Below are 21017 nucleotides of genomic sequence, written 5' to 3'. Positions count from 1 at the left end.
GCCCCACGAGTGACGAAAATGTCGGTCGTCGCCAGTAGCATGACCGGCATGAGCGCAGAGGCCATCGGCCGGTTGATGCCCGCCGTCATCACGCTCGACGACCTGGCCGCCATGATCGCGGCGGACACGCACGGACACCGATATGAGACAAGCACCCAAGGAGTGCTCTCCGTGGTTCCGCCCCCCGACAGTAAGCACGCCAAGATCGCCGGCCATTTGATGTTGTGGTTCGGCAGGGCCGGCTGGTCCGGCGACCAGATCATTCAGGTGCCAGGCATCCGAATCCCTGGGCCGGCCGGAGATGCCGGGCGCATCCCCGACCTGGCACTCTGGTCCCGCCCTCCCGAGGATGCAGTCTGGCTGGATGTCGATGACCTCCTACTGGTCATCGAGATCGTTTCTCCAGGTTCCGAGGCGACAGATCAGGTCACCAAGGTCAAGGAGTATGCCGCCGCGGGCATCCCGCGGTACTGGACGGTGGCACGCGACACAGCCAACACGGTGACGATGTATCGACTCGTGAACGGGGCCTACCAGACCACTGCCGAGAAGCCACTCACCTGGCTACTGCAGTCGGATCCACAGGAGTTCCTACCGCGAGACCATTGATCACTGCTTGAGGCGGATGCCCAAGTCCTGGGCGGTGGTCACCGGCCGCTCGCAGACGAAGCCGCGGCAGACGTATGCGGTGGCGGCGCCGTCGGTCAGGGGGCGGTCGGCCAGCAGCGGCACTCCAGGCCGGTCCGGCTCGCCGACGACGATCACTGTGCCGCCCGGCGCCTGCTGGAACGCTGCCGCGACCAGCGGATCTGCCGGGTCGCTCGTGGCCACGGCGATCTCGAACGGGCCGGTGAGCGCCGCCTCCGCGACGGCCGCCGAGTAACCCGCGAAGCGCGGGTGGCCGCCGATCAGCGGGCCCAGCGTGGCGAGCGCCGCATCGGCCGCCTCACGGTAGGAGGTCTCGCCGGTCAGCGCCGCGTACCCGACCAGGGCCGCGCAGATCGCCGACGCGCCGGACGGGGTGGCGTTGTCGGTCGGGTCCGCCGGGCGGGTGAGCAGCTTCTCCGCATCGTCGGCGGTGTCGTAGAACCCGCCCTCGCCGGTGCCGAAGTGGGCCAGCGCCACATCCAGCAGCTCCTTCGCCAGCCCGAGCCACCGCGGGTCGGCGGTGATCTGGTGGACCGCGAGGAACGCCTCGGCCACACACCCGTAGTCGTCGAGCACCCCGGCCGGCTCACCCACCGCACCGTCCCGGGAGACCCGGCGCAGACGGCCGTCGACGAGGTGCCGGTCGGCCAGCACCCCGGCGAGCGTGATCGCTGCATCCCGAGACGAAGCCGACCCGGTGAGCACGCCGTGCTCGGCCAGAGCCGTGATCGCCAGACCGTTCCAGGAAGCGACCACCTTGTCGTCGCGGGCCGGCTGCGGCCGGGACGCGCGGGCCGCCAGCAGCCGCTGCCGCACGTCCTGCCAGCGGGCGACCAGCGACGGATCGGCGGCGTCGATGTCACGCGCCAGCACCAGAACGCTCTTGCCGTGCTCGAACGTGCCGGCCGTGGTCACCCCGAACAGGTCTGCGGCCCACGTCCCGTCCGCCTCGCCGAGAGCTCCGATCAGCTCGGCGGGCGTCCACGCGTACGTCAGACCCTCGACGCCCTCAGCGTCGGCATCCAGTGCCGACGCCAGACCGCCGGGCCCGGTGCCCAGGTCGCGCAGCAGGAATTCAGCCGTCTCGTCGGCGATCCGCCGGGCGAACGCGTCCCCGGTCAGCCGCCACAGCTGGGTGTAGACCCGCAGCAGCAGCGCGTTGTCGTAGAGCATCTTCTCGAAGTGCGGCACGGTCCACGTGTTGTCCACCGCATACCGGGCGAAACCGCCGGCGAGCTGGTCGTAGAGGCCGCCACGGCCCATCTGCTCGGCGGTGTGCCGGACCATCTCGAGCGCCTCGGCCGAGCCGGTGCGCTCGTGGTGCCGCAGCAGGAACAGCAGGTTCATGTGCGGCGGGAACTTCGGGGCGCCGCCGAACCCGCCGTACGTTTCGTCGTGCTCCTTGGCCAGGCCGCCCGCTGCCGCCGCGAGCAGATCGGCCGAGATCGGTGCGGTCGGCCCACCGACCAGCTGGGCCCCGCCGACCGCCTGGACCACCGCCGCGCCCTGCTTGAGCACGTCCTCCCGCTGCTCCCGCCACGCCGTGGTGACCGAGTCGAGCAGCTTGCCGAAGTGCGGCTTCGGGAAATAGGTGCCGCAGAAGAAGGGGTCACCGTCCGGAGTGGCGAAGACCGTCATCGGCCAGCCGCCCTGACCGGTCATGGCCTGCGTCGCGGTCATGTAGACGGCGTCGACGTCCGGCCGCTCCTCCCGGTCCACCTTGATCGAGACGAAGCCGTCGTTCATCTGCTGCGCGATCCCGTCGTCCTCGAACGACTCGTGGGCCATCACGTGGCACCAGTGGCAGGCCGCGTAGCCCACCGAGATGATCACTGGGACGTCGCGCCGGCGGGCCTCCTCGAACGCTTCCGGCGACCACTGCCACCAGTCGACCGGGTTGTCCTGGTGCTGCTGGAGGTAGGGAGAGGTGGCTTCGGCGAGACGGTTGGCCATGTCTGCAACCCTCTCACGCAGAACGCGGTTCGCCGATCAGGAGGCGTCCTCGGCGCGCAGCGGCGTGATCTGGGCGGCGGGGGTGGTCGCGGCCAACTGGGTCAGCGCCTGCACGATCTTGTCGGCCGGCATCGGCTTGCAGAAGTGGTAGCCCTGCGCGGTCGGGCAGCCGAGCGCGATCAGGGCCGCCCGCTGCTCCATCGTCTCGATGCCCTCGGCCACCACCCGCACGCCCAGGCGGGCCCCGAGCTCGACAGCCCCGCGCACGACCGCCCCGGCCGCCGCCGAGTCGATCATCTCGTCCACGAACGACCGGTCGATCTTGATCTCGTCGACCGGCATCCGGGTGACCGAGGCGAGCGACGAGAACCCGGTGCCGAAGTCGTCCAGCGAGACCTGTACGCCGGACGCCCGCAGCCGGGCCAGCACCTCGTCGACGATCTCCTGCTCGCTCACCGCCACCGACTCGGTGATCTCGAGGACCAGGCGCGACGCCGGCGTACGGTGCCGGCGCAGCGCCTCGGTGACCTGAGCCGGGAACGTCGGGTCGGTGAGGCTGCGTGCGGACACGTTCACAGAAACCGGCACATCGATGCCGTGCGCGTTCCAGCTCGCCGCCGCGGCCAGCGCCAGGTCCAGAACCCGCCGGGTGAACGGGATGAGCAGCTCGCTGCGCTCCACCGCGGGCAGGAAGTCGCCCGGCGACAGCTGACCGCGCCGCGGGTGCCGCCACCGGACCAGGGCCTCCACCCCGGTCGGCACCGAGGTCACCAGATCCACGGCCGGCTGCAGGTGCAGCACGATCTGGTCGTCGGCGACGAACGCGTCCTGCAGTTCGGCGAGCAGGGCCAGCTGATCGGTACTGCTCGCGTCCTGCCCGCTGTCGTACGTACCGACGGTGACGCCCAGTTCCTTGGCCGTACCGACCGCCAGCGACGCCCGCCGGAGCAGCTCGCCGATCTCCACCTGGCCGGCCGGCGCCACGACCACGCCCACGGTCACCTCGATGGCCAGCCGTACGCCGGCCACCTCCATCGGCAGCCGCAGCTGTTCCACCAGCTCCCGAGCCCGGCGCAGGGCCGCCGGCAGCGGGCTGGGCTCGCCCTGCGGCCACGCCGCGGAGTCGGCGAGCGCCGCAACCGTGGGCGCCAGCAGCGCGAACTCGTCATCGCCGGTACGCGCCACGATCTCCTGCGGCCGGGCCAGGTCGGTGAGCCGCCCGGCGACCAGGCGCAGCACCTCGTCGCCGCCGCGATGCCCGAGGGTGCTGTTGACCTGCCGGAAGTCGACCACGTCGAGCAGCAGCACGGCGACCTGCCGGCCCCGGTCCAGGGTGCGCAGCAGCGGATCGCCGACGCCGGCGAACGCCGTCCGGTTGACCAGCCCGGTCAGCGGGTCGTGGATCCGGTCATGGGCCGCCCGGGCGTCCAGCTCGATCATCCGCTGGTGTGCCGCCGCGTCGTGCAACGCCCCGGCCAGCGCCTCCCCGTACGCCGTGATGGCCGCCTCGTCCTGCGGCACCGGCAGATTGGGCTCGCCGAGCCACACGGTGAGCTCGCCGACCGGTCGGCCGGCCACCGCCATGCTGCGGGTGATCGCCGGACCGGAGCGGCCACCGGGCGCCTCGTCCTCGCCGGGGCCGTCCTGGGTGTAGCGCCGGTTCCCGTTGCCGGTGTGCACCTCCAGCTCCGCACGACGGGCGCCGAAGACGTCCAGGGCGCCGCGCAGCCCGGCCCGGGCCACCTCAGCCTCGCTCGTCCCCGGCAGCCGGGCGGTGGCGGTGGCGAACGCCTCCCACATCCGGCGTTCCTCGGCGGCGCGCAGGTGGAACCGGTAGGTGCGGTGCAGCAGCCAGAGCGCCGGCCCGAAGGCGACCAGCCAGAGCGGCTCGCGGGCCAGCGCGAACACCGCGCAGAGGCCGACCAGCACGTTGCCCACCGACATCGGCAGCTTGGCGTGCAGCACCCGGGTGGCGATCTGGGTCGGCTCGACGTCCCGGTGCAGGGTGAGGGTGAGCACCACCAGCCCGAACGTGATGAGCAGATAGGTGACCGCACCGGCGACCAGGGCGAGCGGCAGGCGGGCGCTGCCCAGCGGCGCGTCCCCGGCGAGCAGCGCGGTGACCAGCGCGGCGCCGGCCACCCCGAGGGTCATCGAGGCGATGAGATGGACCACCTCGGCGGTGTTGCGGATCCCGGTCAGCCAGGAGAGCAGCGACCAGGCCAGACCGGTGCCGATCAGGGTAGCGGCGGGTAGCCAGCCGGCCGGCGCGACCACGAAGCCGACCACGACGGCCGCTTCCGCCCAGCTCACCGAGACCGCGTCCGGCCCGAGCCGGAAGCGCAGGCCGGCGAGTTGGGCGATGGCCGCCAGGACGGCGGCGACACAGACGCCGTCCAGCGGGGAGAGCGGGCGGTCGGCCGGAAGGTCCGCCGGCTGCAGGGCGCCGAGCACGACAGCGGCCAGGGCCGCCACCACGACGACGACCGTCAGGATGCGTACGGGTCGCGGGCGACCGAGCCACGAGTGATCACGGATCGTCACGATGGCACCCACACCGGGTGCACAGGAAGATGCACGTGCAAATGCTTCGCGGAGACTTTGCGCCAGACTGTGTCCATGTCGGCGCCCCCTTCCGCGCAGGGTCCCGGGGCCGTGTCGGCCCCCGGCGGAAGGCTAAATCAATACCGATGAACGCAACAGGGCTTGACGGACCCCAGAAGGTAATGCTCGGCGTTCCAGGGTCGAAAACCCCCGGGGTACGCCGAGCACGTCAACCCTCAGGCCTTGGTCGAACCGCTCTCACCGGCGGTGCCGCGCTCGGCTTCCGGAGCGGCTCCCACCTCGCGTTCTTCGGCCGCGGCAGCCGTCGCCGATCGATTCGCTTCGACATCCGGAGCCGCCGTGGCGGCGGATCGCTCGAGATCGGCATCGAGACGCGCGATTTCCGCCACACGCTCACGCTCGCCGGCGGCCGGGAAACTGTCGGGAAGCCGACGAATCCGCTTGTTCATGTTGCGGATCAGGAGCACGGTGGCGACACACATGAGGACGATGAGGAACAGCCCCATCGGACCGGCCAGACCGCCCGATCGGGTGTCGCCGAAATTGTTGACCGCGAAGACGTCCACGTGCTCAGCGTACTGCTCAGTGGGCGTCGACCTTCTCCCGGATGCCCGCGAACAGGTCCGACTCGGGGACCGGGCTGTCGACGAGCGAGCGGGCCAGCTCGAAGTCCTCGGTCGGCCACACCTTCTGCTGCAGCTCGAGCGGGATGTGGAACCAGAACCCGTCCGGGTCGACCTGGGTGGCGTGCGCCCGCAGCGCATCGTCGCGAATCCCGAAATAGTCCCCGCACTCGATCCGAGTGGTGATCTTGTCACCCCGGTCGTGCCGGTCCGACCACTTCTCCAGCCACTCCGTGTACGGCGACTCGAGGCCGGCCGCCAGCATCCCCTCGTGCAGCGCGAGCATCCGCGCCCGGGTCCAGCCGGAGTTGTAGTACAGCTTCAGGGGCTGCCAGGGCTCGCCGAGCTCCGGGTACAACTCGGGGTCGCCGGCCTGCTCGAACGCCACCACCGACACCTTGTGGCACATGATGTGGTCGGGGTGCGGATAGCCGCCGTTCTCGTCATACGTCGTCATGACGTGCGGCCGGAACTCGCGGATCAGCTTGATCAGCGGTTTCGCCGCCTCCTGCGGGTCCTGCAGACCGAAGCAACCGTCCGGCAGCGGGGGCAGCGGGTCGCCCTCGGGCAGGCCGGAGTCGACGAAGCCAAGCCAGGCCTGATCGACACCGAGAATCTCGCGCGCCTTGTCCATCTCGGCGCGGCGGATGTTCGTGATGTCCGCCAGCACCTCGGGGCGGTCCATCTTGGGGTTCAGGACGCTGCCCCGTTCCCCACCGGTACAGGTTGCGACCAGCACCTGGACACCCTCGGCAACATACTTGGCCATGGTGGCGGCACCCTTGCTCGACTCGTCGTCGGGGTGCGCGTGCACGGTCATCAGGCGCAACTGCTCAGCCACGTGTGGAGATCCTCTCGACCAGGCCTGCCGTGGGCATGCCGGGATCGGCTGCGAAGATGGAACTCTGCCATTCTGGCCGATCCCCCCGACAACAAACGCACGAGAGGTCGTCAGGTGAGCGAGACGCACGCCACAACGCCGGTGTTCCCGCCGGGTCGCTACGGTCGCCGGCGCGACGGCCGCAAGCGCCGCTGGCTGCCGATCCTTCTCGTCGTGCTGTTCGCCGCCGCCATCCTCGGGCTCACGCTGAAGTTCTACGACAAGTTCGGGCAGACCGACTACACGCCGCAGATCATCGGGTGGAGTGAGCCGACCGACACCGAGATGGTCATCCAGTTCCGGGTCTGGGTCCCCGAGGGCGGCACGGCCACCTGCATGCTGCGGGCGCGCGACTACGACGGGTTCGAGGTCGGGCGGCAGGCGGTGCTCGTGCCGGCGCCGGACGGTGGCGGCTCGGTTGAGGTGAGCGAGAAGGTCGCCACCAAGGCCCGCGCGTCGGTGGGCGACGTGATGGGCTGCCGCGCGGCCGGGTGACCGCGCAATCCGACGATCTTTCGCCTTCCAGGCGGATCGCCTACCGCTGGTAAGCTTGGTGATTCGCTGCGTTCGGCACGCCGTGTTCTCGGTGTGCCACAACACTGCCCAGTCCCAGCAAGGAGATCGACCTTGTCCAGTTCCGAGGCGCCGAAGACCTGGCTCTCCCAGGACGCTTACGACCGGCTACAGGCCGAGCTCGACGAGTTGATCGCGAACCGGCCGGCGGTGGCTGCGGAGATCAACGCCCGGCGCGAGGAGGGTGACCTCCGGGAGAACGGTGGCTACCACGCCGCCCGTGAGGAGCAGAGCCGGCAGGAAGGCCGCATCCTCTACTTGAAGGAGTTCCTGCGCAACGCCGAGGTCGGCGAGGTCCAGGTGGCCGACTCGGTCGCCGCCGGCTCGGTCGTGACCATCTACTTCGACGACGACCAGGCGGACACCGAGACGTTCCTGCTCGGTTCCCGGGAGATCTCCTCCACCACGGATCTCACCGTGTACAGCCCGGAGTCGGCGCTCGGCAAGGCGATCCTCGGCGCCCGGCCCGGCCAGACCGTGACCTACACGGCCCCCAGCGGCGCCGACATCAAGGTCACCGTGGTGAAGTTCGGCCCCTTCGAGGGTTAGTACCCGGTTCTGTCGAAGAGCTCGCGGCACCCGCCGCGAGCTCTTCGTGCATCACGGCGTCGCCTCCGCCAGCAGGGCGACCCGGTAACCGGCGTCGCGCAGGGCGCTGATCAGGGCCGACGAGTGGGCCGGGCCGCGGGTCTCCACCGAGAGCGCCACCTCCACCTCGCCGAACCCCAGGCGCGGGCTCTGCCGCGAGTGCGAGACGTCGACGATGTTCGCCCGCTGCTCGGCGATCTCACGCAACAGCCGGGCCAGCTGCCCCGGCCGGTCCGCGCAGCGCACCGCGAGGCGCAGGAAGCGGCCGGCCGACGCCAGACCGTGTTCGATCACCCGCAGCAGCAGCATCGGGTCGATGTTGCCGCCGGACAGGATCGCCACCACCGGGCCACTGCGCGGCGGCACGTAAGCACCGGTGAGCAGCGCCGCCACCGCGGCCGCACCGGCCGGCTCCACCACCATCTTGTGCCGTTCGAGCAGCACCAGCAGCGCCGCCGACAGGTCCTCGTCGGTGACCGTGACGATCTCGTCGACCAGCTTCGCGACATGCGCGAAGGTCAGATCGCCCGGCCGCATGACGGCGATGCCGTCCGCGATGGTCGCGCAGGCGTCCAGCTTGCGCGGTGCTCCGGCAGCGAGCGAGGGAGGGTACGCCGCCGCGCCGCTGGCCTGCACCCCGACGATCCGGATGTCCGGCCGGATCGCCTTCGCCGCCACCGCCAGCCCGGAGATCAGGCCACCGCCGCCGACCGCGGTCACGATCGTCGCCGCCTCCGGGCACTGGTTCAGGATCTCCAGCGCCACCGTGCCCTGGCCGGCGATCACGTCCGGGTGGTCGAACGGGTGGATCAGGATCGCCCCGGTGCTGCGGGCGAAGTCGTGTGCCGCCTCCAGCGCGTCGTCCACACTGGTGCCGGCGTATTCGACTGCGGCGCCGTACCCCTTGGTCGCCGTGACCTTGGGAAGTGGGGCGCCCTCCGGCATGAAAACGGTGGCCCGCGTGCCCAGCAGGCCGGCGGCGAGCGCCACGCCCTGGGCGTGGTTGCCGGCACTGGCGGCGACCACCCCGCGGGCGCGGTCCGCGTCCGACAGCCGCGAGATCCGGGTGTACGCCCCCCGCACCTTGTACGACCCGGCCCGCTGCTGGTTCTCGCACTTCAGCCAGACCGGCGCGCCGGTGATCTCGGCCAGCGGCCGGGACGGGATCAGCGGCGTCTCCTTGACCACCCCGGCCAGCAGGTCACGGGCGGCTTCGACGTCGGCGAGGGTGAGCAGGTCCAGCGGATCGGTCATGGCCACCAATCGTGCCACCGCCTACACAAGCGCGTGCCGCTGCCAGGGGTTGAGGACCTCGAACTGCCCGGCGACCGCGAGAAGCAGCAGCTCGGAGTCGGGCGGGCCGACGATCTGCACGGCGAGCGGAAGGCCGTCCGGGCGGAAGCCGACCGGGATCACGATGGCCGGCAGACCGGCGTAGTTCCACGGCGCCGCGTACGGCGCGTAGGACGCGTTGGCCCACATGTTCCGCCGCCACGACTCGCCCGAGTACTGCACCGCCGGCGGAGGGGCAGTCGCCAGCGCCGGGGTGAGCAGCAGGTCGATCGAGCGATCGGCGAAGAACTGGATGGAACGCTCGCGCCAGGCGTCCCGCTGCTTCTGCCGGACCAGCCCGGCCCGCATCGCGGCCCTGCCGAGCCGGATGTGGTTGCGGGTGCGGGGCTGCAGGCTGCGCACGTCCAGACCCTCGGAGTTCACGTACGCACCCGCGAACCAGGTGGCGAGCACGCCGAGAGCGACACCGTTCGGATAGCGCGGGTCGGCGGTCACCGTGTCGTGACCGGCCTGGACCAGCAACTTCGACGCCGTGGTGACGGCCGAGACGTTCGGCTCGTCCGGTTTGACCCCGGCGACCGGGGACCGCAGCGAGACGCCGATGCGCAGTTTGGCCGGCTCCACCAGCTTCGCCGGGGCCTGTCCCGCCAGCACCGAGAAGCCGAGCGCCGCGTCCGCCACCGTGGTGGTGAGAACCCCGTTCTCCGTCAGGCCGAACCAGTCCTTGTCACCGAAGCCGACCGGCACCACACCGCGACCGGGCTTGAGCCCGACCAGACCGCAGCAGGCCGCCGGAATCCGGATCGAACCCAGTCCGTCGTTGCCCTGCGCCATCGGCACCAGCCCGGCGGCGACCGCAGCGGCCGAACCACCCGACGAACCGCCCGGTGTGCGATCCAGATCCCACGGATTCCGGGTCGGGCCGTCCTCGTCGTCGGTCACCGCCCACAGGCCCATCTCCGGCATCTTGGTGACACCGACGACGACCGCGCCGGCGCCTCGCAGCCGCCGGACCACCTCGTGGTCCTCCTCCTCGACCTCGGCGGTCCGCGCCGCCGCGGAGCCGTGCCAGGTCGGCAGGCCCGCCACCGCGGTGTTCTCCTTGACCGCCACCGGCACCCCGGCGAGCGGCAGGTTCGCCAGGTCCTCCTGGTCGTCGACCTTCTCCGCCTCGGTGATCGCCTCACCGCCGCGGACCACCCGGAACGCGCCGAGCGCCGGATCCGAGATGGCGATCTGTTCCAGATGGTCGGCCACGACCTGGGTCGCGCTCGCATCGCCGCGCCTCACCGCACGGGCGATCTGCTTCGCGGTGGCGCCAACCCAGGTCGTCGATTCCATGCGCAGATCTCCAGCGTCCGTCTTATCCGAGCGCCTGCTCCAGGTCGGCGAGCAGATCGTCAACGGTCTCGATGCCGACAGACAGTCGCACGAGATCGGCGGGAACTTCAAGCGCCGAGCCAGCAGCCGACAGGTGTGTCATCTGTCCCGGGTGCTCGATCAGCGACTCGACTCCGCCGAGCGACTCCGCGAGCACGAAGAGCTTCGTCTTGTTGCAGATGGCGATCGCCTGCTCGGGACCACCGGCCGCACGGAACGACACCATGCCGCCGAACCGCTGCATCTGCTTCGCGGCGGTCTCGTGCCCCGGGTGGCTCTCCAGGCCCGGGTACAGGACCTGGCCGACAGCCGGGTGCTCACGCAGGTAGCCCACGATCCGCTCGGCATTGTCGCAATGCCGGTCCATGCGTACGCCCAGAGTCTTGATGCCGCGCAGAGTGAGCCAGGCGTCGAAGGGGCCGTTAACCCCGCCCATCGCGTTCTGGTGAAAGGCCAACTCGTCGCCGAGGCCGGCGTCCGCGGTGACCAGCGCGCCGCCGACCACATCGGAGTGCCCGCCCAGGTACTTCGTGGTCGAGTGGATCACCACGTCGGCGCCGAGCGCGAGCGGCTGCTGAAGGTACGGCGAGGCGAACGTGTTGTCCACCGCGAGCATCGCGTCATACTCGTGGGCCAGCGTGGCCAGCGCCGTGATGTCGGCGATGTTGAGCAGCGGGTTGGTCGGCGTCTCCGCCCAGATCAGGCGGGTGTGCCCGGGGCGGAAGGCGGCGCGCACCGCGTCCAGGTCGTCCAGCGGCGCGGCGGTCCAGTCCAGGCCCCAGCGCTCGGCGACCTTCGCGAAGAGGCGGTAGGTGCCGCCGTACGCGTCATTGGGGATGACCACGTGATCGCCGGGCCGGCACACCGTACGCAGAAGGGTGTCCTCGGCGGCAAGGCCGCTCGCGAAAGCGAGCCCGCGCCGGCCGCCCTCGATCGCCGCCAGGCATTCCTGCAGCGCGTCCCGGGTCGGATTGCCGGACCGGCTGTACTCGTAGCCCAGGCGGGGGGCGCCGACGGCGTCCTGGGCGTAGGTGCTCGTCTGATAGATGGGTGGCACCACCGCGCCGGTCCGCGGATCCGGCTCCTGGCCGGCGTGGATCGCGAGGGTGTCGAACCCGTACTCGTTAGCCGTCATGTTGCGCAAGGCTAGTCTCACCTGATGGCCGACTGCTTGTTCTGCGGCATCGTGGCGGGATCGATCCCGGCGTTCATAGTGGCCTCGTCGCCGGCCGGCGTCGCCTTCCTCGACATCCGCCCGGTATTCAAAGGTCACGTCCTGGTGGTTCCCCGTCCGCACTTCGTCGAGCTCGTTGATCTACCAGCCTCTGAACTGCCGGGATATTTCCGGTTTGTCCAGCTAGTCGCCGCCGCGGTGCCCGCGGCGCTCGGCTCGCAGGGCACCTTCGTCGCGAACAACAACATCGTCTCCCAGTCGGTCCCCCACCTGCACACCCACGTGGTCCCCCGCACCAAGGGCGACGGCCTGCGCGGCTTCTTCTGGCCCCGCCGCAAATACGACAGCGACGACGAGGCCACCGAGATCGCCGGCGCCATCGGTAAGGAATACGTCCGGTTGAGCGTTGCAGAGACCGGACGAAGGGAGTGACCGTGTTCCTGCGGCACAAGAAGCTCGACCTGCCCACCGCCGACACCGCCCTGCCCGGCCGCGACATCGAGATGCCGGTCGCTGCGAAGCACACCGTCCTCGGCACCCCGCTGAAGGGCCCGTGGCCGGCCGGCCTCGAGACCGCGGTCTTCGGGATGGGCTGTTTCTGGGGCGCGGAGCGCATCTTCTGGCAGCTCCCGGGCGTGTACTCGACGTCCGTCGGATACGCCGGCGGCTTCACCGCCAACCCGACGTACGAGGAGACCTGCTCGGGCACGACCGGCCACACCGAGGTGGTCCAGGTCGTCTACGACCCCGCGGTGATCGACTACGCGGACCTGCTGAAGGCGTTCTGGGAGAATCACGACCCGACCCAGGGCATGCGCCAGGGCAATGACGTGGGCACCCAGTACCGGTCCGCGATCTACACCACGACGGACGCCCAGGCCACCACGGCGGCGGCCTCCTTGGAGGCCTTCCAGCCGGTGGTGACGGCCGCCGGCCGGGGCCAGATCACCACCGAGGTGAGGCCGCTGACGACGTACTACTACGCCGAGGATTACCACCAGCAGTACCTCTCAAGTGATAAAAACCCCAACGGGTACTGCAACCACGGGCCGAACGGGATGACCTGTCCGATCGGTGTCGCTCGCACCAACTAACGCTCTACTGATCTGGGCTCGTGCTCGCTTCGGCGAGTGCGGGCTCAGCTCGTTTCTGCCTGCCATCCCGTCGGCCGTCGACCCGCCCTCCGTGGAGCGGGCCGCCGTCGGGGCCGCCACTGCACGCATGGCGTGAGGTGCGTGCGAAGGCTTGGCGGTCCCGGCGGTGGTTTGCTCGGCTGCGCCTGGGGCGACGGACGTCGGGATGGCTTCCTCATCCCGGAGGCCTGAGATCCCCGCCGGGGGCAGGGCTGTTAGTTCGGCCCTGATTGTGAGCCGGTGCGCCGGCCGATGCCGGCGCTTGCGCCGCCAGCAGGCCGAGCGCGACCGGCGGTCACTGCTCGCGGACGAAGACTCCGACGCCTGGCAGGGTCTCGGTGATCTCCTTGACCCTCAGGATCTGCATCGCACGGTCGATGACGGGTTCGGTGACCTCGTAGTGCGCGATCAATTCGCGGCGACTGGCAGCCGAGAGCCCGGCGGGTACTCGCCAGCGGCGATCCGCTTCTGAAGGTCGTCAGCGATCTCTTCGTATCGGTAACGCGGCGGCACAGGTGATCTCCCCGGTTACATACGGTGCCGGGTTGGCAGCGCGCATGCCGCAGCCTGCGCCCCTCTGCACGCCAGCCGCCGGGCTGCTTGAGTGGCCGTCGTGTGCGGCAGCTAAGCGACGGGCACCCGCCCAGGCCCGGCCTGAGCGGCCCGTTTCGGGCCGCCTTGACTCTGTATTGAAAGTCGCGACCTCGGTCAACGCGAGACGGGCGCCCCTACGGCCGGGTTTTCGATCGTCCGGCTGGCAGCTGCGCACCCCTTCAAGGGGGTGGAGGCAGCACCAGGTCCCAGCCGACCGCCGGAAACCGGCTGTGGGGGCCGCCCGGCTGGGAGTTGCGGCACTTCTGCATCTGCCACAGTGCAGCGATTCAGGGCGAGGCCTTTCCGATACGCGGCCACACCCGCTGCGGGTGTGGTCACACGCGCAGCGGGTGTGCCGGCATCCGGGTGGCTGGTGGGTGACAGCGCCAGCGTGCGGCTGGGGCCGAAATTTCGGCTTGTTCGATCACTGAGCCGTGCGCCGGAGTCGTCTCACGGGCCGTGAGGCAGTGCTGCCGCGCGGCCGGGTGATCAGCCGGACCCAATTCGAGGCCTCAGCCGCGCGGCAGCGCCGTCACCTTGGTTTGTGCCGAGGGTCGACACGCCGCCGTCGAGCCCTGGCGCGATCTTGGCGCCTTAGCCGGGCGCAAGTCGCCAAGATCGTCCGAAAGTGTGCGGAGCGCGGCGGGCGGACCTCGACCCGGAACGCTGTCTATCATTCGGCCGTGTGTCGGTACGTGCAGAGCATCTACAAGGTGCACTACGTCTGCGTGCCTTGCCGGCGCAGTCACAAGTACGGCTGGGACGATGCGCTGCATCTCTGCACGTCCTGTCGGCAGCCGATGGTGTTCGCGGGGCATGATTTCGCGGCTCCGCGCCGGCGGAATGACTCCGCCTGGGCCGCGGTTGCGGCGGTTCTCGGGGCGGGGCTGCTCTACGAGGGCTTTGAGGTCTGCGGGTGCGGCCGGGAGCCGAAGTTCCGGCCGCGGACGCGCGCTCAGGTTCGGATGCGGCGGCGCGTCGCCCGCCGCCTCGGGGTGCCGGAGGCTGAGGCGATAGCCGCCCGGGATCCGTACGATCTTGGCTGACCTCAGCGGCTCGAAGAAGGAAGCGGTGCACGCGGGAGTGAGTGGGTGTAGCGGAGCTGCGGCAGCGGCTGGTCGTTGACCGGAGCAACCCTGCTCGCGCCGTCCGGGTGCCAGCCTCCGGCCTCGTAGAAGCGGCGCGCTGTCTTGTTGGCCTCCAGCACCCACAGAACAGCCCGGGGCTCGCCGTAGCGGGGCAGGTCCGTCAAGGCCTTGAGCATCAGCTGGCGGCCGATGCCGGCGCCCACCCAGGCCGGGTCCACATGGATCGCATACAGCTCCGCGGCGCCGGGGGTTTCGCTCGGGCCGATGTACGTGAAACCCAGCAAGCTGCCGCCCTGTTCGGCGACGGTCAGGCGGTGGGTGTCGCGCTCCCAGCGCCAGCGCTCGGACCACCACTCCGCGAGCATGGACGGGCCGCGGGCTGCGAAGGTGGCGGGGTCGAGCAGGTCGGCGTACGCGGACGCGCGGGACCGGTGATGCAGGTCGCCTACCAGGGGCAAGTCGGCGTCCGAGGCCGGGCGCAGCAGAACGGTCATGGAGTCGACGGTAGCCGCCGGGGCGGGATCGGGACGCGGAGCAGGTCCTCGGCGATCACTATCGGGCCGTCGAACTCCTTGCGGGCCTCGTCGAGGAAACGCGAGGCGTCCTGGTAGCGCTGAGAGAAATGGGTCAGGACCAGCATCCGTACGCCGGACTCGCGCGCCACCATGGCGGCCTGGCCGGCCGTGAGGTGGCCGACCTGCGCTGCCATCGCGGCGTCCTCGGCGAGGAACGTCGACTCGATCACCAGCATGTCGACGCCGTCGGCCAGGGCGTAGACGTTGTCGCACAGGCCGGTGTCCATCACGAAGGCGAAGCTCTGGCCGGGGCGGACCGCGCTGACCTGCTCGAGTGTGACGTCGCCGAGCCGGCCGGTGCGCTGCAGCTCGCCGACGGCCGGGCCGCTGATGCCGTGTTCGGCGAGCAGGGCGGGCAGCATGCGGCGGGAGTCGGGTTCGGCCAGGCGATACCCGTACGCCTCGATGGAATGCCAGAGCGGCAGGGCGATGAGGCGCCCCGCGGAGGTCTCCGCGACGAAGCCGGCGCCGACCGGCGAAGCGACGATCTCGGCGTTGTCCCAGTAGCTGGTGGCGTGCCGGAGCCGGTCGTAGAACTCCTGGCCGCCGGCCGGGTAGTGGACGTGCACCGGATGCGGCACCCGGTCCAGCGAGATGCGCTGCAGGATGCCGGGCAGGCCGAGGCTGTGGTCGCCGTGGAAGTGGGTGATGCAGATGCGCTTGAGCGGGGTGACGGCGAGGCCGGCCATCAGCATCTGCCGCTGGGTGCCCTCACCCGGGTCGAAGAGGATCACCTCGTCGTCCCAGCGCAGGAGGTAGCCGTTGTGGTTGCGGTGCCGGGTCGGCACCTGGCTGGCCGTGCCGAGCACAACGAGCTCACGCATCTGGGACCCCCATATGAAGCGACCCCAGGGGACTTCCACGCTCGCTGACGAGCGTGGTCCGGTCGGACAAGGCCGGATCCCCTGGGGTCGGGTGGCTGTCTGGTACTCGCCGGGCCGCTGCCACACGGTCTCGACGTTTTCAAACGAAGCTGTCAAGGACAGCGGCTAGCGGACAGCCACCTCACGAGTCCCGTTGCTATACAACTTCGGACCACCTCCCTTCACGTGTACGGCCACGTTAGCCACCCGAGAGGCGTCCTGCCAACGCTTTTAGAATCACTACAGCCGCGGGAATACCCTGGGCGACATTTCGGTGCTTTCCACCACCAGCGAGGCGGGGCCCACGATCAGCGGGTCGGGCGTGCCGACGATCTCGGGATCCTTGCCGGTGTAATCGAACCGGTGCAGCACGTGCCGCATCGCTGCGAGCCGGGCCCGCTTCTTGTCGTTGCTCTTCACCACGGTCCACGGGGCGTCGGCGGTGTCCGTGTAGAAGAACATCGCCTCCTTGGCCTCGGTGTAGTCGTCCCACTTGTCCAGGGACTCCAGGTCCATCGGGGAGAGCTTCCACTGGCGTACCGGGTCGACCTGACGGATCGCGAACCGGGTCCGCTGCTCGCCGCTGGTCACCGAGAACCAGAACTTCACCAGATGTACGCCGGACCGGACGAGCATCCGCTCGAGTTCCGGGGTCTGCCGCATGAACTCCAGGTACTCCGCGCGGGTGCAGAAGCCCATCACCCGCTCGACGCCGGCCCGGTTGTACCAGGACCGGTCGAAGAGCACGATCTCACCGGCGGACGGCAGGTGCTTGATGTAACGCTGGTAATACCACTGGCTGCTCTCCTTCTCGTTCGGCTTCTCCAGGGCCACCACCCGGGCGCCGCGCGGATTGAGATGCTCCATGAACCGCTTGATGGTGCCGCCCTTGCCGGCCGCGTCCCGGCCCTCGAAGAGGATCACCAACCGCTCGCCGGTGTCCTTGCACCAGTTCTGCAGCTTCAGCAATTCGATCTGGAGCAGCCGTTTGTCGTGGTCGTACTCGGTGCGGTCCATCCGCTCGTCGTACGGGTAGTCCTCGCGCCAGGTGTCGACCGGGGTGCCGTCCGCCTTCAGCAGCCGCGGGTCGTCGTCCTCGTCGTCCACCACCCGGTAACCGGCCAATTCGGCGACCGGGCCGTCATAGGGGCCCGTCGTGGTGTCGTCGTAGGAAGTGTCGATGTCGATGCTCATGTCTTCGCCAGCCACCGCCGTACCTTCTTGCGCCGAGAGGCCCGCACCAGCGCGGGCACTGCTGCCAGCGTCTCTTTACCCACTTGTTCCTGCCTGCCGTATAGCACGCCGAAGTGAAAACTGTCCGAACCGAGTTCGCGCAGCACTTCGCGGGCGACGGTGGAGTCCTGATGGGCGCCGAGCCCGTCCTGCAGGGCGGTCAGCGCCTTCACCAGACGCTTGGCGGGTTTACCGACCTCGGGGGCGATCACCTCGACCGCGTACCGGGCCTTCTTGTAGCTCTTGCGGGCCTCGTGGATCTCCTCGTCCACCCCGCCCGCCAGCGCGGCGTCCAGCTCGTCGTCCGCCTTGCGGACGGCCTTCCGGGTCCGTTTCGCCGGGTTGCCGGCCGAGGTGGGCTGGTCGACCAGCTCGTCGATGCGGTCCAGCAGATCGAGGTAGCGGTCCGAACCGAGTGCCTCGGCCAACTCCTCCCGGCCCTGCGCGACCCGGTGCTCCAGACCCGACTTGATCCGCTGTGCGGCCGGCTCGAACTCCGGCCCGGAGTCGGCCACCCCGGCCAGCAGTTTCTCCTCCAGCACCTGCGGGTCGCGGACCGCGCCGAGCGTATGGGCCAGCCAGCGCAGCTCGTCGCCCACCTGGTTCTCGGGGAACCAGCGCTTGTAGGTCTTCAGCGTGCTGCGCAGCCGCCGGGTGGCGACCCGCATCTTGTGCACGCCCTCCTCCTCGCCACGACGGGCGGCCGGGTCGCGTTCGAGGATGGCGTCGCGCTGCTCCCGCGCGTACCGGAAAACGGGGTTGATCTTGCCCTTGGTCTTCTCCTGCTGCGCGGCGGCGAGACGCCCGGCCAGCGCCCGCGCCACCTTCGACGGGCCCTCCGCCGGGCGGGCGCCGGCGTCGAGCAGCGCCCGCTCGACCGCGTCAAGGACCGCGATGTCGCCGTCGACGAGCTCCACCTCGACCTCCTGCCAGGAGGTCTGTTCGCCGTCCGACTCGGCGCGCACCTGATCCTGCGCGATAAGCGCCAGGGTGCGGCCGTCGGCGTCGCGCAGCGGCGTCTCCACCCGGTGGGTGCAGAGGCGGGCGACGGGCGTCACCGGATGCCGCCGGACGATCACCCGGACCAGGTCCAGCAGCTCGTCGGGGGGCGTTGCGGACTCACCGGAAACCCGATGCTCGGTACGCCCGGAGCCGTCCCCGGGCGTTTTCAGATGCCAGCCCGCGTCGTGCCCGCCGGTGCGCCGCCGAAGTGTCCGACGGTTTTTCATCAACCGCAGGTCCGCGGTGTCGAAGTAGGTGGCGTCGAGATCATGGATCTCGGCGTCGCCGACACCGGCGATGCCGGCCGCACCGGCCAGCTCGGGAAGTTCGAAGGTCTCGGGGACGTCGTACTTGCGCTCGGTTTCGGTGGCGATCTCCACAGGTCAATGGTGCCCGTTCCGGCGCTTCTAACACAGCGGTGTCTCAGGTTCGGCTGGCATCGTGGGAGCCCGGCTCAGAAGGAGTGCTGCATGGAGAAGTCCGAACGCCGTCCCGTCTCCCTCGCCGGTCTGCGCCTCATCGGCGCGGGCGCCGTCCTCGGACTGGCGCTGGCTGTCCCGGCCTCGCCGGCTCAGGCGGACCCGCCCCGGCCGCCGGCCTCGCCGGTCGCCGAGCACGACGCGCCCGACGACTGAGCGGCAGCCACACGGCTCAGATCCGGGCGCTGTCGTTGTCGCGCAGGTACAGCGCCCGGGTGTAATTCGCGGTGGCGGCGCCGAAATACATCGTCGCGAGGCCCATGTGGAAGTTGTTGTTGGTGATGGCGTTCTTCGCGGTGGCCGTCGCCGACCAGCGGATCTCCGCGTCCGAGGCGCTGATCCCCCGGCGGGCGCACCGCTGGCGGTTCATCTCCTTGCCGGTCCGCCACGTCTCCATGGCCTTCTCGGCCTCGCGCATCATGGCCCGGCCCTGCTGGATCAGGGATTCGGCGAGCTCCCAGGCGGCCCGCTCCTCGTTGTTGCGGAATCTCGGCGACATACTTCCGAGTCTGCGCGAGATGTCCTGACATGTCGATTTTTTTCGATCTCAGGTGTGAAAAGTGGGTCGGGCACTTGCCGAAGCCGAAGCAGCCCGCCGCAACGAGTGCGGCGGGCTGCTGGTCGGGCGGGAGTACGTGACCGAGTGAATGCGGGGGAACCTGTTGGTCACGTACTCCCGCCCACCGCCCCGCCCGAACCGGATGCGCCTGGCCGGAGGCGCGGACCAGCGGAGGCGTGCTGGTCCGATGATCCAGTTCAAGGGCGGGTCTGGGCGCGGGATGCCGGAACGCTGGCGGGGCGCCCCGGCGTCACCGCCGGGTGACGTCGCCGGGCCGGGAAGCCGTTGCTTGCCGGGGGACGGTCAAGCTCGTCGACGACGTCCAGATCTCTGGTTCAGTCGAGGTACCTCCACTGATGGTCGTTGGGGCTGAAATCGGTGCGATGACGACCCGGAGCGTTCCCACCGTCCTCCAGGCCGTAACGCCGGCCGGGCAGGGTCCGCATGCTGTTGACGTCGTGCCGCAACGTCCAGGCCTCGCGCCACGGACGGCGGGCCACGGCGTCGGCCCGCTCGGCCAGCCGGCGTGCCGAACACGGCCACCGCCACCCGCACCAGACGCAGTTACCGTCCGCGCCGGCCGCCTCGTGGCGTTCGAGCATGTGCTGCGCGTCGCGCCACAGCAGGCGGTCCACGATGTCACTGGGCGCCGCCTCATCGACGTCGACCATTCCCTAACCCTCCGTCCGGGACTGGCTCAAAGCTCCGTCACGACAGATACAACCGCAGCGAACCATCGGCCGGTCGGACTGTCTGTGCGATTGCGGCGACTATCCGTGACGGCCGTTGTTCGCCATGGGCGGACGCACCACGGGCATCGACCGGGGTCAGCGGCTGTTGTCTGTCACATGGACACCGAAGAATCCGAGGCTCTGGACGCCTACAGCCGGGTCGTCACCGGCGTGGCGGCCCGCCTGCTGCCCTCGGTGGCCGCTCTCTCGGTCCGGTCTCCCCGAGGCGGGGCCGGTTCCGCGGTCACCTTCACCGACGACGGTTTCCTACTCACCAACGCGCACGTCGTGGCCGGCGCGAACGGCGGCTCGGCGGCCTTCGCCGACGGTGTCGAGACCCCGTTCGACGTGGTGGGCGCCGACGCGCTCTCCGACCTCGCCGTGGTGCGGGTGCACCATCCGGGCGCGCCGGCCGCGCCGCTCGGCGACGCCGACGGGCTGAAGATCGGCCAGCTCGTGGTCGCGGTCGGCAACCCGATGGGCCTGGCCGGCTCGGTCACCGCCGGCGTCGTGTCCGGACTGGGCCGGTCGCTCCCGGCCCGGGACGGCCGCCGGGTACGCATCATCGACAACGTCATCCAGACTGACGCCGCCCTCAACCCGGGCAACTCCGGTGGGGCTCTCGCCGACTCCTCCGGCACCGTGATCGGCATCAACACGGCGGTGGCCGGCTACGGGCTCGGCCTGGCCGTACCGATCAACGCCACCACCCGGTCGATCATCGGCGAACTGGTCGCCACCGGCCGGGTCCGCCGGGCCTGGCTGGGCGTGGCGGGCCTGCCCACCCCGCTGCCGCCGCAGCTGGCCGAACGGCTCGGCCAGAAGTCCGGCCTGCGAGTGGTCGAGGTGGTGCCGGGCAGCCCGGCCGGCACCGCGGGTGTCTACCTCGGCGACATCCTGGTCACCGCGGGCGGCCGTCCGGTGCAGAGCGTGCAGGCCCTGCAGCGCCTGATGCTGGGCCCGGCGATCGGCGCCGACCTGCCGATCACCCTGCTCCGCCGCAACGCCCTGGTCGACGTGATCGCCCGCCCCACCGAACTCACCTGAGTCGCGATACCGTCCGCGGGTGCTTTCAAGCGGCGG

Annotated in this window: 21 protein-coding genes and 1 pseudogene; 8 read left to right on the top strand and 14 right to left on the bottom strand. The window is 70.3% G+C overall.

What is annotated here, in order from left to right; all coding sequences use genetic code 11:
* Window positions 1-48 precede the first annotated feature (48 nt).
* Window positions 49-609, top strand: a complete 561-nt coding sequence (locus OHA21_RS43245; RefSeq protein WP_328465311.1) for a Uma2 family endonuclease — start codon at window positions 49-51, stop codon at window positions 607-609.
* Here the strand turns inward: OHA21_RS43245 and OHA21_RS43240 are convergent, their stop codons facing one another.
* The 4 genes from OHA21_RS43240 to mca all read right to left on the bottom strand — a co-directional run bounded on the left by OHA21_RS43240 (window position 610) and on the right by mca (window position 6630).
* Window positions 610-2601, bottom strand: a complete 1992-nt coding sequence (locus OHA21_RS43240; RefSeq protein ID WP_328465309.1) for a thioredoxin domain-containing protein — start codon at window positions 2599-2601, stop codon at window positions 610-612.
* A 36-nt stretch (window positions 2602-2637) separates the two neighbouring features.
* Window positions 2638-5157, bottom strand: coding sequence for a putative bifunctional diguanylate cyclase/phosphodiesterase (locus tag OHA21_RS43235; RefSeq protein ID WP_442875002.1), 2520 nt, complete (start codon window positions 5155-5157; stop codon window positions 2638-2640).
* A gap of 224 nt (window positions 5158-5381) precedes the next feature.
* Window positions 5382-5732, bottom strand: a complete 351-nt coding sequence (locus tag OHA21_RS43230) for a hypothetical protein (RefSeq protein WP_328465305.1) — start codon at window positions 5730-5732, stop codon at window positions 5382-5384.
* Window positions 5733-5748: 16 nt separating this feature from the next.
* The gene (gene mca / locus OHA21_RS43225; RefSeq protein ID WP_328465303.1) at window positions 5749-6630 is read right to left on the bottom strand and encodes a mycothiol conjugate amidase Mca; all 882 of its coding nucleotides are present in this window, start codon (window positions 6628-6630) and stop codon (window positions 5749-5751) included.
* A 114-nt stretch (window positions 6631-6744) separates the two neighbouring features.
* Between mca and OHA21_RS43220 the strand changes: the two genes are divergently transcribed.
* Both OHA21_RS43220 and greA read left to right on the top strand, forming a co-directional pair.
* Complete coding sequence (locus OHA21_RS43220) at window positions 6745-7164, top strand: DUF4307 domain-containing protein (RefSeq protein ID WP_328465301.1); 420 nt, start codon at window positions 6745-6747, stop codon at window positions 7162-7164.
* 132 nt (window positions 7165-7296) lie between these two features.
* Entirely contained in the window at window positions 7297-7791 is a 495-nt protein-coding gene (greA, locus tag OHA21_RS43215; RefSeq protein ID WP_328465299.1) for a transcription elongation factor GreA, read from the top strand.
* A 51-nt stretch (window positions 7792-7842) separates the two neighbouring features.
* Here the strand turns inward: greA and ilvA are convergent, their stop codons facing one another.
* The 3 genes from ilvA to OHA21_RS43200 are packed head-to-tail and all read right to left on the bottom strand — an operon-like array spanning window position 7843 to window position 11638.
* Window positions 7843-9084 carry a threonine ammonia-lyase gene (gene ilvA, locus OHA21_RS43210; protein WP_328465297.1) on the bottom strand — a complete coding sequence of 414 codons (1242 nt, stop codon included), beginning with the start codon at window positions 9082-9084 and terminating at the stop codon, window positions 7843-7845.
* A gap of 21 nt (window positions 9085-9105) precedes the next feature.
* Complete coding sequence (locus OHA21_RS43205) at window positions 9106-10464, bottom strand: amidase (RefSeq protein ID WP_328465295.1); 1359 nt, start codon at window positions 10462-10464, stop codon at window positions 9106-9108.
* Between the two features lie 22 nt (window positions 10465-10486).
* Complete coding sequence (locus OHA21_RS43200) at window positions 10487-11638, bottom strand: cystathionine gamma-synthase (RefSeq protein ID WP_328465293.1); 1152 nt, start codon at window positions 11636-11638, stop codon at window positions 10487-10489.
* 24 nt (window positions 11639-11662) lie between these two features.
* On the opposite strand from OHA21_RS43200, the gene OHA21_RS43195 reads away from it, so the two are divergent.
* Both OHA21_RS43195 and msrA read left to right on the top strand, forming a co-directional pair.
* A complete protein-coding gene (locus OHA21_RS43195; protein ID WP_328465291.1) occupies window positions 11663-12109 on the top strand; it encodes an HIT family protein in 447 nt (148 codons plus the stop codon).
* Window positions 12110-12111: 2 nt separating this feature from the next.
* Window positions 12112-12771, top strand: coding sequence for a peptide-methionine (S)-S-oxide reductase MsrA (gene msrA / locus OHA21_RS43190; RefSeq protein WP_328465289.1), 660 nt, complete (start codon window positions 12112-12114; stop codon window positions 12769-12771).
* Window positions 12772-13105: 334 nt separating this feature from the next.
* Here the strand turns inward: msrA and OHA21_RS43185 are convergent.
* Window positions 13106-13323 (bottom strand): annotated as a pseudogene (locus OHA21_RS43185) (winged helix-turn-helix domain-containing protein).
* Window positions 13324-14099: 776 nt separating this feature from the next.
* Here OHA21_RS43185 and OHA21_RS43180 point away from each other — a divergent pair.
* Complete coding sequence (locus OHA21_RS43180; RefSeq protein WP_328465287.1) at window positions 14100-14450, top strand: hypothetical protein; 351 nt, start codon at window positions 14100-14102, stop codon at window positions 14448-14450.
* 2 nt (window positions 14451-14452) lie between these two features.
* Here OHA21_RS43180 and OHA21_RS43175 read toward each other — a convergent pair whose 3' ends face one another.
* From OHA21_RS43175 to OHA21_RS43160, 4 genes are all read right to left on the bottom strand, one after another.
* Window positions 14453-14986, bottom strand: a complete 534-nt coding sequence (locus OHA21_RS43175; protein WP_328465285.1) for a GNAT family N-acetyltransferase — start codon at window positions 14984-14986, stop codon at window positions 14453-14455.
* Window positions 14983-15891 (bottom strand): ribonuclease Z, encoded by a 909-nt coding sequence (locus tag OHA21_RS43170; RefSeq protein WP_328465283.1) that lies wholly within the window; start codon window positions 15889-15891, stop codon window positions 14983-14985. Before OHA21_RS43170 ends, OHA21_RS43175 begins: the two co-directional genes overlap by 4 nt.
* A gap of 279 nt (window positions 15892-16170) precedes the next feature.
* Window positions 16171-17139 carry a polyphosphate kinase 2 gene (gene ppk2 / locus OHA21_RS43165; protein WP_328465281.1) on the bottom strand — a complete coding sequence of 323 codons (969 nt, stop codon included), beginning with the start codon at window positions 17137-17139 and terminating at the stop codon, window positions 16171-16173.
* On the bottom strand, window positions 17121-18545 hold the full coding sequence (locus tag OHA21_RS43160; RefSeq protein ID WP_328465279.1) for a CYTH and CHAD domain-containing protein: 1425 nt from the start codon (window positions 18543-18545) through the stop codon (window positions 17121-17123). Before OHA21_RS43160 ends, ppk2 begins: the two co-directional genes overlap by 19 nt.
* 90 nt (window positions 18546-18635) lie before the next feature.
* Between OHA21_RS43160 and OHA21_RS43155 the strand changes: the two genes are divergently transcribed.
* Entirely contained in the window at window positions 18636-18800 is a 165-nt protein-coding gene (locus OHA21_RS43155; protein ID WP_328465277.1) for a hypothetical protein, read from the top strand.
* A 16-nt stretch (window positions 18801-18816) separates the two neighbouring features.
* Here the strand turns inward: OHA21_RS43155 and OHA21_RS43150 are convergent, their stop codons facing one another.
* Window positions 18817-19143: a hypothetical protein gene (locus OHA21_RS43150; RefSeq protein WP_328465275.1), complete on the bottom strand. Its 327-nt coding sequence runs from the start codon at window positions 19141-19143 to the stop codon at window positions 18817-18819.
* 395 nt (window positions 19144-19538) lie between these two features.
* Window positions 19539-19874 carry a hypothetical protein gene (locus tag OHA21_RS43145; protein WP_328465273.1) on the bottom strand — a complete coding sequence of 112 codons (336 nt, stop codon included), beginning with the start codon at window positions 19872-19874 and terminating at the stop codon, window positions 19539-19541.
* A gap of 177 nt (window positions 19875-20051) precedes the next feature.
* On the opposite strand from OHA21_RS43145, the gene OHA21_RS43140 reads away from it, so the two are divergent.
* On the top strand, window positions 20052-20981 hold the full coding sequence (locus tag OHA21_RS43140; protein ID WP_328465271.1) for a S1C family serine protease: 930 nt from the start codon (window positions 20052-20054) through the stop codon (window positions 20979-20981).
* Window positions 20982-21017: the final 36 nt, after the last annotated feature.

This window comes from Actinoplanes sp. NBC_00393, from assembly GCF_036053395.1.
Classification (GTDB): domain Bacteria; phylum Actinomycetota; class Actinomycetes; order Mycobacteriales; family Micromonosporaceae; genus Actinoplanes.
The sequence above is the reverse complement of the archived record's forward strand: the minus strand, read 5'-3'. Positions and strand labels throughout refer to the sequence as shown.

What these genes read in the sequence shown, in the direction of transcription:
- OHA21_RS43205 (WP_328465295.1), bottom strand. Translation starts at nt 10,464, where the DNA reads ATGGAATCGACGACCTGGGTTGGCGCCACCGCGAAGCAGATCGCCCGT.
- OHA21_RS43175 (WP_328465285.1), bottom strand. Translation starts at nt 14,986, where the DNA reads ATGACCGTTCTGCTGCGCCCGGCCTCGGACGCCGACTTGCCCCTGGTA.
- ilvA (WP_328465297.1), bottom strand. Translation starts at nt 9,084, where the DNA reads ATGACCGATCCGCTGGACCTGCTCACCCTCGCCGACGTCGAAGCCGCC.
- OHA21_RS43245 (WP_328465311.1), top strand. Translation starts at nt 49, where the DNA reads ATGAGCGCAGAGGCCATCGGCCGGTTGATGCCCGCCGTCATCACGCTC.
- OHA21_RS43140 (WP_328465271.1), top strand. Translation starts at nt 20,052, where the DNA reads ATGGACACCGAAGAATCCGAGGCTCTGGACGCCTACAGCCGGGTCGTC.
- OHA21_RS43145 (WP_328465273.1), bottom strand. Translation starts at nt 19,874, where the DNA reads ATGGTCGACGTCGATGAGGCGGCGCCCAGTGACATCGTGGACCGCCTG.
- OHA21_RS43150 (WP_328465275.1), bottom strand. Translation starts at nt 19,143, where the DNA reads ATGTCGCCGAGATTCCGCAACAACGAGGAGCGGGCCGCCTGGGAGCTC.
- OHA21_RS43195 (WP_328465291.1), top strand. Translation starts at nt 11,663, where the DNA reads ATGGCCGACTGCTTGTTCTGCGGCATCGTGGCGGGATCGATCCCGGCG.
- OHA21_RS43170 (WP_328465283.1), bottom strand. Translation starts at nt 15,891, where the DNA reads ATGCGTGAGCTCGTTGTGCTCGGCACGGCCAGCCAGGTGCCGACCCGG.
- OHA21_RS43155 (WP_328465277.1), top strand. Translation starts at nt 18,636, where the DNA reads ATGGAGAAGTCCGAACGCCGTCCCGTCTCCCTCGCCGGTCTGCGCCTC.
- OHA21_RS43240 (WP_328465309.1), bottom strand. Translation starts at nt 2,601, where the DNA reads ATGGCCAACCGTCTCGCCGAAGCCACCTCTCCCTACCTCCAGCAGCAC.
- OHA21_RS43200 (WP_328465293.1), bottom strand. Translation starts at nt 11,638, where the DNA reads ATGACGGCTAACGAGTACGGGTTCGACACCCTCGCGATCCACGCCGGC.